The organism is Acinetobacter sp. YH12227, from assembly GCF_013417785.1.
Classification (GTDB): Bacteria; Pseudomonadota; Gammaproteobacteria; order Pseudomonadales; family Moraxellaceae; genus Acinetobacter; species Acinetobacter gandensis.
The window spans coordinates 1-17,139 of record NZ_VPDH01000016.1 but is presented as its reverse complement, the minus strand read 5'-3'; the positions used below and the strand labels follow the sequence as shown (position 1 = coordinate 17,139).

Genomic DNA, 17,139 nt, shown 5'->3' with positions numbered 1-17,139 from the left:
GGCTTATTCCTTAAATTGTGATTGTAAAAGTGCTTGAGCATCGAGTAATCGACGTGCCATTTCACCCATGGTCATACGATGGCTCATGGCATTTTTACGTAATAAACTAAAAGCTTGTTCTTCTGTTAATGCATGCATTTGAATTAACAGCACCTTGGCTTTCTCAATATCTTTACGGTCGGCCAATTTACATTTGGTTTCAGCCAAATCATTGAGTAATTTTTTATGCTTTTTATATTGCTCAATCGATATTTCTAAAATGCTATTAAGACGGGTGGGATTTATACCATCAACAATATAAGCCGTTACTCCAGCATCGATAGCATTTCGGATCGTATCTTGGCTCGAATTTTTAGTAAAAAGTACCGTTGGTAAGTCAAACTGAGAAACACAACTTTCGATAATATCTCGGTGTGGATGATCCATATCTAATAAGATGACATCAGCTTTAATTTGCTGTAAATACCCCATATTTAAATGGTCAATCATCAGGCAAGCAACGACATCAAAGTCGTGCTGAAGTAATGAGGCTTTGGTGAAATCAGCACGTTCTGGGTCATCATCTATTAATGCAATTTTAAGTTTTGGCATGCGAAAGCTCGCGCAGAGCAAAAAAACAAATACGTATAAATATGCTTAAGCAATTTAAGTGCCAAAATCAAAACGAATAAACCTGTATTTTTTTAAGTTTATTGAGGGTGTACGGACGACAGGCATTGATATCTAATCAATTTGCACTGTCGTGGTGCATGCCATCTTTATTCTGCACATAAATGAGCGGCTGAATGAAGGGACAGAATTGAATCTGATCTTTACAGTCGAATAAATTTAATTTGATAGATTATTGAATAAGCAAATTACCTTATATATTTGCTATTTATTAAATTTGGCACGAGATATGCTTATTAAACACTGAGTCAAAGAAGACTCTAAAAATTTGTAAGACGGCCAACGACGTCCGTTCTGATCGACTCTGCAATGTGTTAGCGACATAGCAGAGTACCCAATGCGTTCAGTTCAGTCAGGAGATGGTTATGTCTTCAAATTTAAATGCTAAAAAAGCGACAAAAATAAATCTATTTAACTTTACTTCAGCAGCAATGCGGGCCTTCCACATGAGTTGGCTCGCATTCTTTGTTTGCTTTTTCGCTTGGTTTGCCTGCGCCCCCTTAATGCCAGTCATTGCAGGTGAATTCCATCTGACCAAAGACCAAATCGCCAATATTAATATTGCTGCGGTCGCTATCACGATTTTAGTCCGTCTAATTGTTGGGCCTTTATGTGATAAATACGGCCCACGCAAAACCTATACGGCTTTGTTGATTATTGGCAGTATTCCAGTGTTTGGAGTGGCTTCAGCCAATAGTTATGAATCCTTCTTATTCTTTCGTCTCCTCATTGGCGCGATTGGCGCAAGCTTTGTGATTACGCAATATCACACCAGCATTATGTTTGCACCAAATGTAGTTGGAACAGCAAATGCTGCAACTGCGGGATGGGGTAATGCAGGCGGCGGCGCGACTCAAGCCCTAATGCCATTAATGCTAGGCGCTTTGGTGATGTTTGGTGTTGAGCAAGCGATGGGCTGGCGAATTGCGCTGATTGTTCCAGGTGTAATGATGCTGATTGTTGGCGCTTTATATTGGAAATTTACACAAGATTGCCCGCAAGGTGATTTTAAAGAGCTACGTGCGCAAGGCATTGCTGTTGGTTCAGATAAGAAAGGCGGTGTAGCGATATTAATGCACGCAGCACGTAATTACCGTGTATGGATTTTATTTGGTGCTTATGCTGCATGTTTTGGTATTGAAATCTTCATTCATAACATCATTGCACTTTACTACGTCGACAATTTCCAATTTGGCTTAAAAGAAGCAGGCATGGCTGCAGGGATCTTTGGCTTGTTGGCGCTATTTGCTCGTGCGCTTGGCGGCATTGTTTCAGATAAAGTTGCAACTAAAAAAGGACTGGATGGCCGTACCAAAGTGTTGTTTGCGATGATTCTGCTTGAAGGGCTGTTCCTTATTCTTTTCTCACAAATGCACACGCCAATTTTAGCCATCCTTGCGATGACGGTATTTGCCTTATTTACCCATATGGCGTGTGGTGCAACTTATGCTTTGGTGCCATTTATTGATCGTGATGCCTTAGGTGGTGTGGCAGGCATTATTGGTGCGGGCGGTAATGTGGGTGCAGTGGCAGCAGGTTTCTTACTCAAAGGTATGTTGGATATTCAAACGACTTTAATGGTGCTGGGTGGCCTGGTGGTAATTGCAGCAAGTTGCGTACTGATGATTCGCTTTTCTGTCGAGCACAAAGAAAAAGAACAGCGTTTATTTGAACAAGCCGTACATGAACGCAGCTTAGCTGAAGCACAAAACTAAAACCCTAAAGAATCAGCCTACATAAGCACAGAATTTGGAGAAAGAATATGAAAATTATCATGATTGGTCATGGCATGGTCGGCCATAAATTTATCGAATCAGTTTTAGAACATGCAGGCGATGAGGTTGAAATCACTATTTTGGCGGAAGAACCTCGTTTAGCCTATGACCGTGTACATTTAACTGAATATTTCAGCGGTAAATCGGCAAAGGATTTAACCTTGTGCCGCAGTGATTTTGCAGATGCTTATGGCATTGATTTACGTCTAAGCACTAAAGCAGTCGAAATTGATCAAGTGAATAAAACGGTTACGACCAATCATGGTGATGTTCTTGCTTATGATAAGCTAATTCTTGCTACAGGTTCTTATGCGTTTGTGCCGCCTATTCCGGGTAATGACCGTAAAAATTGCTTTGTGTACCGTACGATTGAGGATTTAGATGCGATTCGTGCTGCAAGTTTAAATGCTAAATCAGGTGTAGTGATTGGCGGTGGATTACTTGGTTTAGAAGCTGCCAAAGCCTTACGCGACTTAAACCTAGAAACGCATGTGGTAGAGTTTGCTCCACGTTTAATGGCAGTACAGATTGATGATTTGGGCGGTAAAGTTTTACGTTCAAAAATCGAAAATCTAGGGGTGAAAGTTCATACGCAAAAAGCTACGTCTTGTATTGAAGATGGCGCAAATGCTAAGCATGTGATGAAGTTTGGTGATGGTTCAGAGTTAGAAACCGACATTATTTTGTTCTCAGCGGGTATCCGTCCACGTGATGAGTTAGCGCGTCAAAGTGGTTTAAGTATTGGTGAACGTGGCGGTATTACTATTAATGATTACTGCCAAACCTCGAACCCAGATATTTATGCCATTGGTGAATGTGCACTTTGGCAAAATAAAATTTATGGCTTGGTGGCACCGGGTTATGACATGGCACGCATTGCAGCCAAACATGTGATGGAACAAAGCTGTACTGAGTTTGCAGGTGCAGATATGAGCACCAAACTCAAACTGATGGGGGTAGATGTGGCATCGGTAGGTGATGCACATGCGATGACGCCAAATTCGCTCAGCTATTTTTATGCGGATGAAGCAGCGCAGGTGTATAAAAAGATTGTAGTGGATGCCGCAAAAACTCAACTGCTTGGCGCTGTGCTGGTGGGCTGCGCCAAAGAATATAACGATTTACTGCAAATGATGCTGAATGGATTGGCTATTCCAGAAAATCCTGAAAGTTTAATCATGCCAGGTTTTGAGCAATCTTCTGCAAAAGCAGGTGGTAGTGGTGTTGATCTGTTGCCTGACAGCGCCACCATTTGTTCATGCAATAACGTGTCTAAGGCAGATATTTGCGAAGCGATTGCAGGCGGTTCAACATCACTCGGCGCATTAAAGAAATGTACTAAAGCCGCAACGGCTTGTGGAGGATGCGCGCCGCTGGTGACTCAAGTTCTAAAATCGGAATTGCAGCGTCAAGGAGTTACAGTCAATAACCATCTGTGTGAGCATTTTGCGTATTCACGCCAAGAGCTGTATCACTTGGTTCGCGTCAATGAAATTAAAACTTTTGATGATTTGATTCAGCATCATGGTCATGGATTGGGTTGTGATATCTGTAAACCAACGGCAGCTAATATTTTAGCTTCTTGTTGGAATGATTTTGTGCTGAAGCCAAGCCATGCAGGCCTGCAAGACAGTAATGACTACTATTTGGGCAATATTCAAAAAGACGGTTCATACTCAGTTGTACCACGTATGGCAGGTGGTGAAGTCACCCCAGATGGTTTAATTGCAGTGGGTCAGATTGCGAAAGAATATGGCCTGTACACTAAATTAACGGGTGGTCAGCGTGTAGACATGTTTGGTGCGCAAGTGCATCAATTGCCTGAAATTTGGGAAAAGTTAATTGCAGCTGGCTTTGAATCTGGGCATGCCTACGGTAAGTCATTAAGAACAGTGAAATCATGCGTTGGCAGTACATGGTGCCGCTATGGTGTAGATGATTCTGTGGGTTTAGCCATCTTCCTAGAAAATCGTTACAAAGGACTGCGATCTCCACACAAACTTAAAATGGCAGTGTCTGGCTGTACTCGTGAATGTGCAGAAGCACAAAGTAAAGATGTGGGCGTGATTGCCACAGAAAAAGGCTGGAACCTCTATGTATGTGGCAACGGCGGTATGAAACCACGTCATGCAGAGCTTTTAGCATCTGATTTAGACACACAAACTTTAATCAAATATATCGACCGGTTCTTTATGTTCTACATCCAAACTGCGGATCGTTTACAACGGACTTCTGTGTGGCGCGACAATATGGAAGGAGGTTTAGATTATTTAAAAGATGTTGTTGTGCATGATTCTTTAGGTGTCGCGGCTGAATTAGAACGTCGCATGAGCCATGTTGTCGGAACTTATCAAGATGAATGGCGTACTGCGGTGGAAGACCCTGAAGTGCGCAAACGCTTTGTCACTTTTGTGAATGCCAAAGCTGAACAGCAAAATGATCCGCATATTCAATTTGCTTCGGTCCGCGGTCAAATTCGCCCTAAAAATGAGGCAGAACGTGATGGTAGCCGTATTCCAGTGGTAGAAGCGTAAATAGAATAAGGATAATGAACATGACAATTTTAAAAGAAATGAATGAACTGGACTGGGTTGAAATCTGCGCATTAGAAGATATTACGCCTAATACAGGTGTTGGAGCACTCATTGAAAATCAGCAAATTGCTATTTTCCGTGTCGGTTCAGAAAAACGCGTCTATGCGCTCAGCAATCAAGATCCATTCAGCAAAGCCTTTGTGATGTCGCGCGGTATTGTGGGGGATTTACAGGGTGAGCGTGTGGTAGCGTCGCCAATTTATAAACAGCATTTTAGTCTCGCTACAGGGCGCTGCTTGGAAGACAAAGAGCAAAAACTGCTGGTGTTTCCAAGCAAGATTGAACAGGGCAAAGTTTTTGTTAGCCCAACGGCGCAAAAAACCTATATCACCAACAATGGATTAGCACAGGAAAAAATGAAGCTGGTGCTGATTGGTAATGGGTTGGCAGGTATGCGCTGCTTAGAAGATCTGCTGGATATGGCACCCGAACGTTATGAGATTACCGTGATTGGTGAAGAGCCTTGGGGCAATTACAACCGTATCATGCTGTCTCCAGTGCTTTCTGGTGATAAAACCATTGAAGATATTATGCTGCATCCACCTGCGTGGTATGCAGACAAAGGCATTCATTTTATTGCTGGTGATCGCGCGGTGCGCATCGACCGTCCTCGCAAACAGGTTTATACCGAAACCGGCATTGTGGTGGATTATGACCGTTTAATATTAGCCACTGGTTCGACGCCTTTTGTACCGCCAATCGCTGGTGCTGATTTAAAAGGCGTACTGAGTTTTCGGGATATTTACGATGTAAACATAATGCTGGATATGGCTAAACGTGCGAAAAATGCAGTCGTAATTGGTGGTGGATTGTTGGGATTAGAAGCGGCTTATGGCTTAAAACAGCGTGGTATGAATGTCACGGTATTGCATTTGATGGATCGAATTATGGACCGTCAATTGGATACTAAAGCCAGTCATATGCTAAAAAAATCGATTGAGCAAAAGGGCATCCGTATTATTACTGAAGCCAATACCGAAAGCTTAATTGGAGAAGATGGTCATGTTAAATCTGTGCATTTAAAAGATGGCACAGTATTGGATGCAGATTTAGTGGTCTTTGCTGTGGGGATTCGTCCGAATATGGCATTGGCGCAAAGTGCGGGGCTACGCTGTAACCGCGGCGTGTTGGTTAATGACACCATGCAAACTTATGACCCAAGTATTTATGCAGTTGGTGAATGCATTGAACATCGAAATCAAACTTTTGGTTTGGTTGAACCGCTTTGGGGGCAAGCCTTCATTTGTGCATCGCACTTGGCTGAGCATGGCAGCCTGACCTTCAAAGCACCCACGGTGCCTACACAGTTAAAGGTGAGTGGTTGTGATGTGTTTTCAGCTGGAAACTTTGAACCATTAGATGATTTTGAGGACATCATTTTAAATGATGAAAAACGTCAGATTTATAAACGCATTATTATTCAAAAAGATAAGGTCATCGGTGCGGTTTTATTTGGCGATACTGATGATGGTGCATGGTATGCCGAACTGATTGCGGATCAAAGCTCAATTTCTTCTATTCGAAATAAATTATTGTTTGGTAAAGATTTTGCTTTAAAGAAAGCGGGTTGATTCATTATTCATCGGAAGAATAACAATCACGACCTCAATTTTTCATTTTACGTTAATTCTATTTGCATAGGTATTGACTCACTTTTGAAGGATCAAAAGTGACAAAAATCCTTTGTTGGGCGAGGGGTACATCCATGTACCCCCGCCCAACGGTGGCATCCATGCCACCACGTGATAGCCACTATCATCTTGAACCTAGATTTTTAGTCAGTTTTTGAAATCGATCATAACCCCCAATTTATTAAGATTGGATGTAAGGAGCAAAGCAGAAATGAATAGTATTCCTCTTGTGGAACTGCATAGCTCCACCGCAGCAAATGTAAAAACTACACAAACCACATGTCCATATTGCGGTGTTGGATGTGGAGTAACGGCCAAAGTAACACAAACAGCTTTGGGGCAAAAAGTTACGGTAGAGGGAGATTTAAATCATCCTTCAAACTATGGAAAACTTTGCATTAAAGGCAGTAATTTGGCAGATACACTTGGCTTAGAAACTCGTGTTCTGCATCCAATGCTTGGGCGAAAAGCGAACCGCATACAATCTAATTGGGATACAGCAATTACAACCATAGCTGATAAATTTCAACAATGTATTGATGATTATGGCCGTGACAGTATTGCATTCTATGTGTCAGGACAGCTGCTGACTGAAGACTATTATGCGGTGAATAAATTTGTTAAAGGCTATTTGGGCACAGCCAATATTGATACCAATTCACGTCTTTGCATGTCGTCTGCAGTGGCTGCACATAAACGTGCTTTTGGGGAAGACTTAGTTCCAGCGAGCTATGAAGATTTTGAACATACAGACATGGTCGTGCTGGTGGGTTCAAATACTGCTTGGTGTCATCCTGTGCTGTATCAACGCATTATGAAAGCCAAAGAGCAGCGCGACTTATTTGTTGTGGTTATTGACCCGCGTTTTACCAGTACTTGTGAAGCAGCAGATTTACATTTGCCAATTTTACCTGGGCAAGATGTAGCGCTGTTCAATGGCTTACTGCAATATCTCTCTAAAAATAACTATGCAGATCATGCATTTATTCAGAATTATACCGATGGTTTGGCGCAAGCTCTAGAGAGCAGCACATCAGAATCTGAAATTGAATCTGTAGCAACGCGAACAGGTATTTCAGTTGAAAAATTACAGTTATTTTTTGAAAAATTTGCTCAAACTGAAAAAATCATGAGCCTATTTTCAATGGGGGTGAATCAATCTTCGCGTGGGGTAGATAAAGCCAACAGTATTATTAATTGTCATTTGCTGACTGGAAAAATTGGCAAATTAGGTGCTGCGCCATTTTCAATGACAGGTCAGCCAAATGCTATGGGTGGTCGTGAAGTTGGCGGTCTGGCCAATATGCTGGCAAGTCATATGGATTTGGACAATCCAAGTCATCGTCAATTGGTACAGCAGTTTTGGCAAAGCCCGTACATTGCAGATTCGGTTGGGCTAAAAGCAGTCGATCTATTTCAGGCAGTGGAAAGCGGCAAGATTAAAGCCATTTGGATTATGGCGACGAATCCTGTGGTCAGCATGCCAGATGCGGATCAAATCAAACGGGCTTTAGAGCAATGTGAATTGGTGGTGGTATCAGACATATGCCAAGATACAGATACCACTGCATATGCAGATGTATTGTTACCTGCGCTCGGTTGGGGAGAGAAAGACGGCACGGTCACTAACTCTGAACGCCGTATCTCACGGCAACGCGCATTTTTAGATGCGCCTGATGAGGCTAAAGCCGATTGGTGGGCGATTGCACAAGTAGCAAAAAAAATGGGCTTTTCTGGCTTTAATTATATAAATAGTCATGAGATTTTTATTGAACATGGTCAGCTTTCTAGCTATGAAAATGCACCATTAGCAGAGCGGAATGAAACCAGTCATTTTCGCTATTTTAACTTACAAGGTTTAAGTCATTTAACAGCTGAAGAATATGATGAACTAGCGCCAATACAGTGGCCTGTTATAGATAAAAATCAAGTAGATGCTGATGTCTCAAGATTATTTCAACAAGGCGAATTTAGCCATGCCAATGGCAAAGCTAAATTTATTGCGACTAGCGCCATAGATCCTGTAAATCAAACGGATCAAGAATACCCGCTGATTTTGAATACTGGCCGAATCCGTGATCAATGGCACACCATGAGCCGCACAGGATTATCTGCAAATTTAGCCACGCACCGTGCAGAGCCTTATTGTGAGCTGCACCCTAATGATGCACTTAAATATGGCATTAAAGATGGCGAACTTATTGAGGTGCGCTCGAAGTGGGGATTATGTGTATTACGCGCACAGATTGGCGACAATATTCGTCGCGGGCAAATCTTCGCGCCGATTCATTGGAATGATCAAGTTGCATCTGATGCCCGAATTGGCAAAGTGGTTAACCCCGTGGTGGATGCGATTTCAGGTGAACCTGAATTTAAGCATACGCCTGTGACAATTCAGCCCTTTTATACCCAGTGGCAAGGTGTGCTGTATGTGCGTCAAGGATTTGAGCACATTGTTCAGCCCACGATTCAAAAAACGGTGTGGTGGACAAAAATTCAAACAGCCAAAGCCATTCGTTACGAGTTGGCAGATCGACGAAAATTCAGCACGACCACAGAACAGTTAAAACATTTGTTGCCATTTACCGATGAAGATTTTGAATGGCTCAATTTAGAAGATCAATCGGCACAAATCTCCCACAGTGTGGTGCTGAAAAATGGCGTGCTTATTGCAAGTTTATATATTGCACCTACAGATTTATTGCCTGATCGCGACTGGGTGGCAAGCCTATTTAAACGTGAACGTTTAAGTGCAATGCACCGCAAAGCATTGTTGGCGGGACAAGCGATGTCAATGGGTAATAATGATGGACCTTTAGTTTGTAGTTGTTTTAAAGTTGGTAAAAACAAAATCATTCAAACCATTAAAGAGAACAATATTAGCAATGAAAAACAAGTCACTGCTTGCTTGAAAGCAGGTGGAAATTGCGGGTCTTGTTTACCTGAAATACGCGGCTTAATTAAAGCGTGTCAAACGGAGTATGCAGAATGACAAGAAAACAGCGAATCCCTGTAACCTATGCAGAAACGGATGTGGTGATTTTGGCGGGTGGGCAAGCACGCCGAATGAATGGCATCAATAAACTTTTGCAAAAATTTGATAATGAAATTCAACTCATCAAAATTCATCAGCAGCTCAAATCTCGCGCTGAAAAAGTTTGGGTTAATAGTCATCGTGATCATTCAATTTATGAACGGATCATACCATCGATTCAATACTTCCAAGACGATGAAGCGGGCTTTCATGGGCCACTGATGGGAATGAAAAGTGCATGGTCACATGTGCAATCGGACTATGTGCTATTTGTGCCTTGTGATGTGACTTACATTCCGAACAAAGTGATTTCCAGATTACATCAGGCAATCCAGCGTAATCCAAGATGTGAAGTGGCAGTTGTAGAGATTAATGGAAAAGCCTTGTATCCATTTTGCTTGCTCAAAAGAAGTAGTCTGCCGACCATAGAACATCATCTTGAGCAAAATCAGCGCAGTTTAAAGCACTGTTTTGTTGAAATGCACATGCAAGTGGCAAGTTTTAAAAACCGTGCACTGTTTTTTCACAGCATTAATTCCTTTGATGAGCTGCAACAGCACCGACAACTGAACTTTCTGTAATTCAATCTGATTTTTAATCTATCTCACGCTGTTGATCAGTGTGAGTAGGAAATTTTTGTCTTTAGATTCAATCATTTTTTACATAAGCCCAAAGTTGGAACACTTTTTGCAATTTATTCAGCATGGAAATAGGGCGTCATTTTTATGCTGTGCAATAACAGCGCAATCGACGTCATGGATATGATGATGAATAGCATGACATACCTAAATCAGCACCGCGTGTTCCAAGATCAATTTGGACGGCAAAAGCGCAAGCTCCGTATTTCGGTGACGGATCGCTGTAATTTTAAGTGTGTCTATTGCATGCCTGAACATCCTGAATGGATGAAAAAGCATGCGTTATTAAGTTTTGACGAACTTTTTGTATTTTGCCAATTTATGGTGCAGCAAGGGATAGAACAAATCCGCATTACTGGCGGTGAACCTTTAATGCGTCATGGGGTCGTACATTTTATAGCGCAGTTACAACAGCTCAAAAGCATAGGGTTAAAACGCATTTCAATGACCAGCAATGGTCATTATTTAGTGAAATATGCAGCAAGTTTAAAGCAAGCAGGTTTGGATGATCTAAATATCAGTTTAGACAGTTTAGATGCAGCTCAATTTAAGGTATTAACACAAAAAGAAATTAACCCTGTATTGGCAGGAATTGAAGCCGCAGCACAAGCTGGTCTGAGCATTAAGATCAACACGGTATTGATGAAAGGCATAAATGAAGATCAAATTATTCCTTTAGTGAAATGGGCACATAACAATCAATTTGAACCCCGTTTTATTGAGTTTATGCCCCTCGATGGTGATCAAAAATGGTCTTCCGATGCTGTGGTGACTGAGCAAGAAATTTTAAATGCATTATCAAAAGAATTTACCGTACGCATACACTATGGACAGGGTTCGAACCCAGCACGTAATTACAATATAAATGGCAAATCTGTCGGTATTATTTCAACGATTAGCAATTCATTTTGCGGAACCTGTGACCGTCTAAGATTGAATGCACAGGGTGAATTTTTTAACTGCTTATTTGCACAAAACGGTTTGAAACTGAAGTCTGAAATTCAGCATTTAACTGAGGCTTTTCTAGAAAATGGCCTCACACAGCATCTATATACACAATCAATCGACTTAGCACACGCTTGGCAAGCTCAATCAGATGTAATGCAAGCGCAATTGGAGCTGCAAGATCAATTAGCCAACTATATTTGGCACAAAGCGCAAGGCTATGATGCGATTCAAAAAGCATTAAAACAAGAACATACGAAGCAACCCTCTTATGCACGAAAGATCAGCATGCACATGATTGGAGGTTAAAAATGGCTGAATTACTCATACAGATGATCAACATTAAAATTGAAAGTTATGGCGCAATTCAGCGTCAGTTACCTGAAGATCTAAGTTTGCAATGCACGGTCGGATCTACAGTGGATGATGTTTTAGATTATGTGATTCGTGCCTATCCAGATGCATATGGCTCGTTAGAGCGCTGTGCTTGTGCAATGGGTGAAGACATCATTAGCCGAAATACGATTTTAAAACATGACGCTGTCATCGTGCTGTTATCACCTGTAGCAGGAGGTTAAAGATGGAACTGAACAATTTTAACCGTATTCAGGACACTGTACTTCAACAAGCTGTATTTGATGGAATTCAATCTTTTCCTGAATGTGGTGGTATTGGCATTTTTATTGGCACAGTGCGCAATCATCATGAAGGCCGCGCGGTGAAAGCACTGAAATATACAGCTTATGCGCCAGTGGCTGAAAAAATGATTCGGCAAATCGAACGAGACATTCAGCTTAAATATGGTGTGTCTTATGTGCGCGTGGTACACCGTATTGGCGCACTTGGTATTGGTGATACCGCAATTATTGCTATGGCTTATGCCCCACATCGTCGTGAGGCCTTTGAAGCATGTGAAGAAGCTGTAGAGCGGGTCAAACATGAAGTGCCTGTGTGGAAAGAGGAATTTTACATGGATGGCAGCAGTCAATTTGTAGAAGGCTGTTGTATTCGTAAAGATCAACAAAATCATTCAGATCAATTATCACAACTTCATGTTCTTACTGAAGCTAAAACGCCATCATCACATTCACATTGTTTACATACACATGAACATCCGCACGGTGATGATCATCATTTGGTTCAAAAAAATATTCAGCAGAATGCCAATATCTATCAATGGCATCTGTAAAGCCTCAAAAAAATAGCAATACACAAATAAACAGGAAAAAAACATGAAAAATGTGGGCATGAAAGCAGAAAGTTACCGCACAGCTATTGCAATAGGTATATTGCATGCGCCCCCACATTGCATTGAACTGTTGCGAAATGGCAATACTGAAAAGGGTGATGCGCTAAAAACAGCTCGAATTGCCGGCATTTTAGGCGCAAAGCGCACAGATGAACTCATTCCTCTTTGTCATCCCTTACCGATTTATCGTGCTGATGTGGAATACGAGCTTTTTGATGCGTATGTGGAAATTTCAGCAGTGGTGGAAACCATTGGCCCGACAGGGGTTGAAATGGAAGCGTTAACAGCAGTCAGTCTTGCAGGATTGACCTTATATGACATGCTGAAACCGCATTGTGAACCTGAAGATTTGTTATTGGATGGGATTAACTAGAAAAGAAAAAAGGTGGGAAATCGCATTTTACCCGTGTATTGAAAGAAAGCTTGTCTGCTTCAGTCATCGTACTTTCAGACACTGTGGCTTCAGGTAAAAAGCCAGATACAGCAGGGCAGAATGTCCTAGAAATCTTACAAGAAGCCAATTTTAGCGATATTAACTATCAAGTCATTCCAGACAGCCCAGAACAATTAGTGGCTTTAATTGAGCAGCAAAAAAATCAATATCCTTTGATTCTCAGCGTAGGTGGAACAGGACTTGGGCCAAAAGATTTAACCGTAGAGACCATCCAGCCTTTACTGCAACGTGAAATACCGGGGCTAATGGAAGCATCCCGCAGTTTCGGACAAAAACGTACGCCGTATGCAGCGCTAAGTCGTGGAGTAGCAGGCTATATTGATACAAGTTTAGTCATGACTTTACCGGGCAGCCGTCAAGGTGCAAAAGAGTCCTTGATTGCGGTCTTACCTGCATTAGTTCATTTATTTGACGTGCAAAAAAATATTCCGCATGCAGGGGGCTATCAATGAATCAAGCACTAAGTAAAGAATTAAAACCTACAAAAAACCTTACTGTATCGCATGGCGGTTGCGGATCTGAAGAGGGACTCATCTCAGTGGATCAGGCATTACAAATGTTACTTGATCATACGCAGAGTCTTGACATAGAGACACTTACACTAGATCAAACCTTAAATCGCTATCTTGCCAAAGCGGTTTATTCAAAGATCAATTTACCTTTATTTTCACAAAGTGCAGTCGACGGTTATGCCATTTGTGCCGCGCCAGCAACACTGGGTATGGGCACTTCATTTGAATTGATTGGAGAAATTCGAGCAGGACAAAATTTAGAGATTCAACTCCAACAAGGGCAAGCCATTCGCATCTTTACAGGCGCAAAAATTCCGGCCAATACTTCCACTGTTGCACGTCAAGAAATTGTGCAGCTACTAGATAATGGTGAAACTAGGAAAATCGTACTCACTGAACCACTTCAATCTCACGCTGATATACGTGATGTAGGGGAAGAAGTCGCATGTGGGCAATTGTTAGCAGATTTAGGTCAAAAACTCAGTGTGGGTGCAATTGCAGCATTGAGCATGGCCGGTGTGAAAAATATAGAGGTTTTCAAATATCCAAAAATTGCCGTGGTGATTACTGGAGATGAAGTTTCAGTAAATGTAGAGGATTTAGCATCAGGTAAAATTTTTGATGCCAATGCCCCGTTGATTCAAGCGTGGTTTCAATCTCGAAGCCAAGAGGTCGATATCATGCATGTTGCAGATACAGAGCAAGCCGTAACAGCATTGTTGAATCGATTGAAAAATGAATATGACCTTATTCTCACCACGGGTGGTGTGTCAGTGGGTGATTATGACTTTGTTCGCCCTGTTACTTTAAAACTGGGGTTTGAACAGATCTTTTGGAAAGTCAAACAAAAGCCTGGGAAGCCAATGCTGTTTGCAGATTTACTACGTCAGGATGGCAGTCATTGTTATTTATTGGGGCTACCGGGTAATCCTGCTGCTGTTTATGCAGGTATGCAAATTTATACAGCGACTTTAGTTAAAGTCCTACAAGGTCAGAAAAAACTTCCTGAATGGTTTAGCGGCACGATTCAGCATGAGTTAAAAGCCGATACGCGAGAGCGATTCCTTAGGATGACTGTTCAATTTAATGATGGTCAATTACTGTTAAATAGCCTAAGCAAGCAGCAATCTCACATGTTGAGCAATTTAATGCACGCGAATTGTTTAGTACGTGTTCCCGCAGGTGAGAAAATGGTTGTAGGTACAAAGTTACAAGGACTATTTATTTAAGTTTTTAACTTCTAGCTGTGCCATATATTTTTTATTGAAAAAGCATAGTTGTTAGATAAGCCTTAAAAAATGAGAAAAATCATGATGAAGAAAATTCTATTCAGCTTTGCGACTGTGATTTTTTCCAATTTAGTCCAAGCGGAAACAGTCAAAATTTATGCAGCAGCCAGCCTGACTAATGCTATTACTGATATTATCAAATTGTATCAAAAACAAAATCCTAAGATTGAGATAATACCTGTATTTGGTGCATCTGGTGCTTTGGCGAAACAAATTGAAGCTGGAGCAAGCAGCGATGTTTTCTTTTCAGCTGATCAAGACTGGATGAAATATTTGGTGCAAAAGCAAAAAGTACAACCGACTCAAGTAAAGCCTTTTTTATTAAATGAATTGGTTTTGATTAGCCCAATCAATACAAAAATGCAGTTTAAGGCAGTCCCGCAATTTAATTTTTCGCAATCCTTCCAAGGGCATTTGTGTACAGGGCAAATGGAGTCCGTGCCAGTTGGTAAATATGCGAAGCAAAGTCTCATCAAACTAAATTGGTTGAACAGTTTAAACGGCCGTATTGTTGGAACAGATGATGTGCGCTCAGCATTGGCCTTTGTTGAGCGTGGTGAATGCCAAGCAGGCATCGTTTATAAAACGGATGCACTCATCAGTAAAAAAGTCAAAATGGTGGGAGCATTTCCAGCAAACTCGCACAGTCCAATCATTTATCCAATTGCATTAACCATGCAAGGGCAAAAAAACAAGGATGCAATTCAGTTCGCCCAATTTATTAAAGCGAATGGGCAAGCCAAGCAAGTGTTTTTCCAATATGGATTTAAATTGTAGACAGGCCTTGCAATGTTATCGCCTGAAGAGTTAAACGCGCTTTATCTATCGGCCAAAGTTGGTGCTTTTGCAGTGATGATATGCCTTCCTTTCGCGATAGCGCTTGCGTGGGTATTAGCACGCTATGATTTTCGATTCAAATTTTTAGTTGAAGCCTTACTTCAATTGCCAATGGTGTTGCCACCTGTGGTGCTTGGATATCTCTTATTGGTGCTTTTTGGTAATCAGGGTCTCATTGGGAAATACTTTAATCAAATAGGTGTTCAATTCGCATTTAACTGGAAAGGGGCAGTATTGGCGTCAATGATTGTCGCTTTTCCATTAATGGTGCAACCAATCCGCTTATCCTTTCAAATGATTAATCAACAATTAGAGCAAGTAGCAGGCTCACTGGGTGCGAGCCCGTTTAAAGTCTTTTGTAGTATTAGTTTACCTTTAGCGCTGCCAGGTATTTTGATTGGGAGTATTCTCTGTTTCAGTCGAAGTCTTGGTGAGTTTGGGGCAACGATAACGTTTGTCGGGAACATTCCAAATGAAACCCGTACCATTCCAATCGCAATTTATTCCTTGCTACAGCAGCCTGATGGTGAACAAATGGCCATGCGCTTAGTTACATTGTCTTTGGTTTTGGCTTTCTCTGCATTGGTTGTAAATTATTGGATTATGCAAAAATATTATAAAATGGTGGGTTGATATTGCTTGTATGTAAATTTGATTATCAAAATGAATCTATCAGTCTGAATGTTGATTTTAAGATGGAAACTGGTGTACTCGGTATCGTGGGGCGCTCAGGTGCAGGAAAATCTACGTTCTTAAAAAATATAGTCGGGATTCATAAACCAACAAGAGGTTTAATTGAATTAAATCATACTAAAATTGTGGATATAGAAAATAATATTTTTATACCGATGCATAAAAGAAAAATTGCATTGGTTTTTCAACAAGCAACATTATTTCCTCATTTAAATGTTAAGCAAAATTTACTTTACCCTTTAAAGTATTTAAAGAGAAATAAGACAAAATTTGAATATGATCAGATTATTGAGGTCTTAGATATTGAGAAATTATTAACTAAAAAATCCAGTCAATTATCTGGCGGGGAACTACAAAGAATTTCTATTGGAAGGGCGTTATTTTCTTCACCTGAGTTATTGTTGTTAGATGAGCCACTCAATGGTTTAGATATTGAGCTAAAAAATAATGTGATTCAGTTTATTAATAAAGTAAATCATGAACTACATATGCCAATCATCTATGTTACTCATCAAAAAGAAGAATTGGTAAAATTAAATGCTCAATTAATTAATATTGATAAGTTTAAATAAAAATAATATTAACTCATTATTAATAAAATACATTTGTATAAAAAATAACGAAAATAAATCAAATTAATACAAAATTGTGTGAAATAGGTTGAATATTTACATGAATATTATAGATTGTATTGGCTTTGTTGCACAAAGATTTGAAATGCAAAGCGCCCCTAATTGAGCCAAATTTAAGGCGTAACTTGGGTAAGTGGTCGACCTAATTCCGTAAATCTGTTAAGAACTGCTACACGTGCATGGATCT

Annotated in this window: 13 protein-coding genes and 1 pseudogene; 13 read left to right on the top strand and 1 reads right to left on the bottom strand. The window is 40.8% G+C overall.

The genetic code is table 11. The features are described 5' to 3' along the window. Positions 1 to 3: 3 nt before the first annotated feature. On the bottom strand, positions 4 to 591 hold the full coding sequence (locus FTV09_RS05235; RefSeq protein WP_180057113.1) for an ANTAR domain-containing response regulator: 588 nt from the start codon (positions 589 to 591) through the stop codon (positions 4 to 6). 443 nt (positions 592 to 1,034) lie between these two features. On the opposite strand from FTV09_RS05235, the gene FTV09_RS05230 reads away from it, so the two are divergent. From FTV09_RS05230 to FTV09_RS05170, 13 genes and pseudogenes are all read left to right on the top strand, one after another. Further along, positions 1,035 to 2,384 carry an MFS transporter gene (locus FTV09_RS05230; protein WP_067762050.1) on the top strand — a complete coding sequence of 450 codons (1,350 nt, stop codon included), beginning with the start codon at positions 1,035 to 1,037 and terminating at the stop codon, positions 2,382 to 2,384. 47 nt (positions 2,385 to 2,431) lie between these two features. Beyond that, positions 2,432 to 4,978, top strand: coding sequence for a nitrite reductase large subunit NirB (gene nirB / locus FTV09_RS05225; protein WP_218949744.1), 2,547 nt, complete (start codon positions 2,432 to 2,434; stop codon positions 4,976 to 4,978). A gap of 20 nt (positions 4,979 to 4,998) precedes the next feature. Then, positions 4,999 to 6,609 carry a nitrite reductase small subunit NirD gene (gene nirD / locus FTV09_RS05220; RefSeq protein WP_067762045.1) on the top strand — a complete coding sequence of 537 codons (1,611 nt, stop codon included), beginning with the start codon at positions 4,999 to 5,001 and terminating at the stop codon, positions 6,607 to 6,609. Positions 6,610 to 6,880: 271 nt separating this feature from the next. After that, entirely contained in the window at positions 6,881 to 9,661 is a 2,781-nt protein-coding gene (locus FTV09_RS05215) for a nitrate reductase (RefSeq protein WP_180057111.1), read from the top strand. Beyond that, complete coding sequence (locus FTV09_RS05210; RefSeq protein WP_067762041.1) at positions 9,658 to 10,284, top strand: molybdenum cofactor guanylyltransferase; 627 nt, start codon at positions 9,658 to 9,660, stop codon at positions 10,282 to 10,284. Before FTV09_RS05215 ends, FTV09_RS05210 begins: the two co-directional genes overlap by 4 nt. A gap of 186 nt (positions 10,285 to 10,470) precedes the next feature. Beyond that, positions 10,471 to 11,595, top strand: coding sequence for a GTP 3',8-cyclase MoaA (gene moaA / locus FTV09_RS05205; RefSeq protein WP_180057159.1), 1,125 nt, complete (start codon positions 10,471 to 10,473; stop codon positions 11,593 to 11,595). Between the two features lie 2 nt (positions 11,596 to 11,597). Continuing rightward, complete coding sequence (locus FTV09_RS05200) at positions 11,598 to 11,864, top strand: MoaD/ThiS family protein (RefSeq protein ID WP_067762039.1); 267 nt, start codon at positions 11,598 to 11,600, stop codon at positions 11,862 to 11,864. 2 nt (positions 11,865 to 11,866) lie between these two features. Then, the gene (locus FTV09_RS05195) at positions 11,867 to 12,475 is read left to right on the top strand and encodes a molybdenum cofactor biosynthesis protein MoaE (protein ID WP_180057109.1); all 609 of its coding nucleotides are present in this window, start codon (positions 11,867 to 11,869) and stop codon (positions 12,473 to 12,475) included. Positions 12,476 to 12,518: 43 nt separating this feature from the next. Beyond that, a pseudogene (gene moaCB / locus FTV09_RS05190) lies at positions 12,519 to 13,441 on the top strand (bifunctional molybdenum cofactor biosynthesis protein MoaC/MoaB). Continuing rightward, a complete protein-coding gene (locus FTV09_RS05185; RefSeq protein WP_180057107.1) occupies positions 13,438 to 14,730 on the top strand; it encodes a molybdopterin molybdotransferase MoeA in 1,293 nt (430 codons plus the stop codon). Before moaCB ends, FTV09_RS05185 begins: the two are co-directional and overlap by 4 nt. Before the next feature lie 84 nt (positions 14,731 to 14,814). Continuing rightward, positions 14,815 to 15,567, top strand: coding sequence for a molybdate ABC transporter substrate-binding protein (gene modA, locus FTV09_RS05180; RefSeq protein WP_180057156.1), 753 nt, complete (start codon positions 14,815 to 14,817; stop codon positions 15,565 to 15,567). A gap of 12 nt (positions 15,568 to 15,579) precedes the next feature. After that, positions 15,580 to 16,260 carry a molybdate ABC transporter permease subunit gene (gene modB / locus FTV09_RS05175; RefSeq protein ID WP_067762030.1) on the top strand — a complete coding sequence of 227 codons (681 nt, stop codon included), beginning with the start codon at positions 15,580 to 15,582 and terminating at the stop codon, positions 16,258 to 16,260. A 2-nt stretch (positions 16,261 to 16,262) separates the two neighbouring features. Then, positions 16,263 to 16,892, top strand: a complete 630-nt coding sequence (locus FTV09_RS05170) for an ATP-binding cassette domain-containing protein (protein ID WP_067762028.1) — start codon at positions 16,263 to 16,265, stop codon at positions 16,890 to 16,892. Positions 16,893 to 17,139 lie beyond the last annotated feature (247 nt).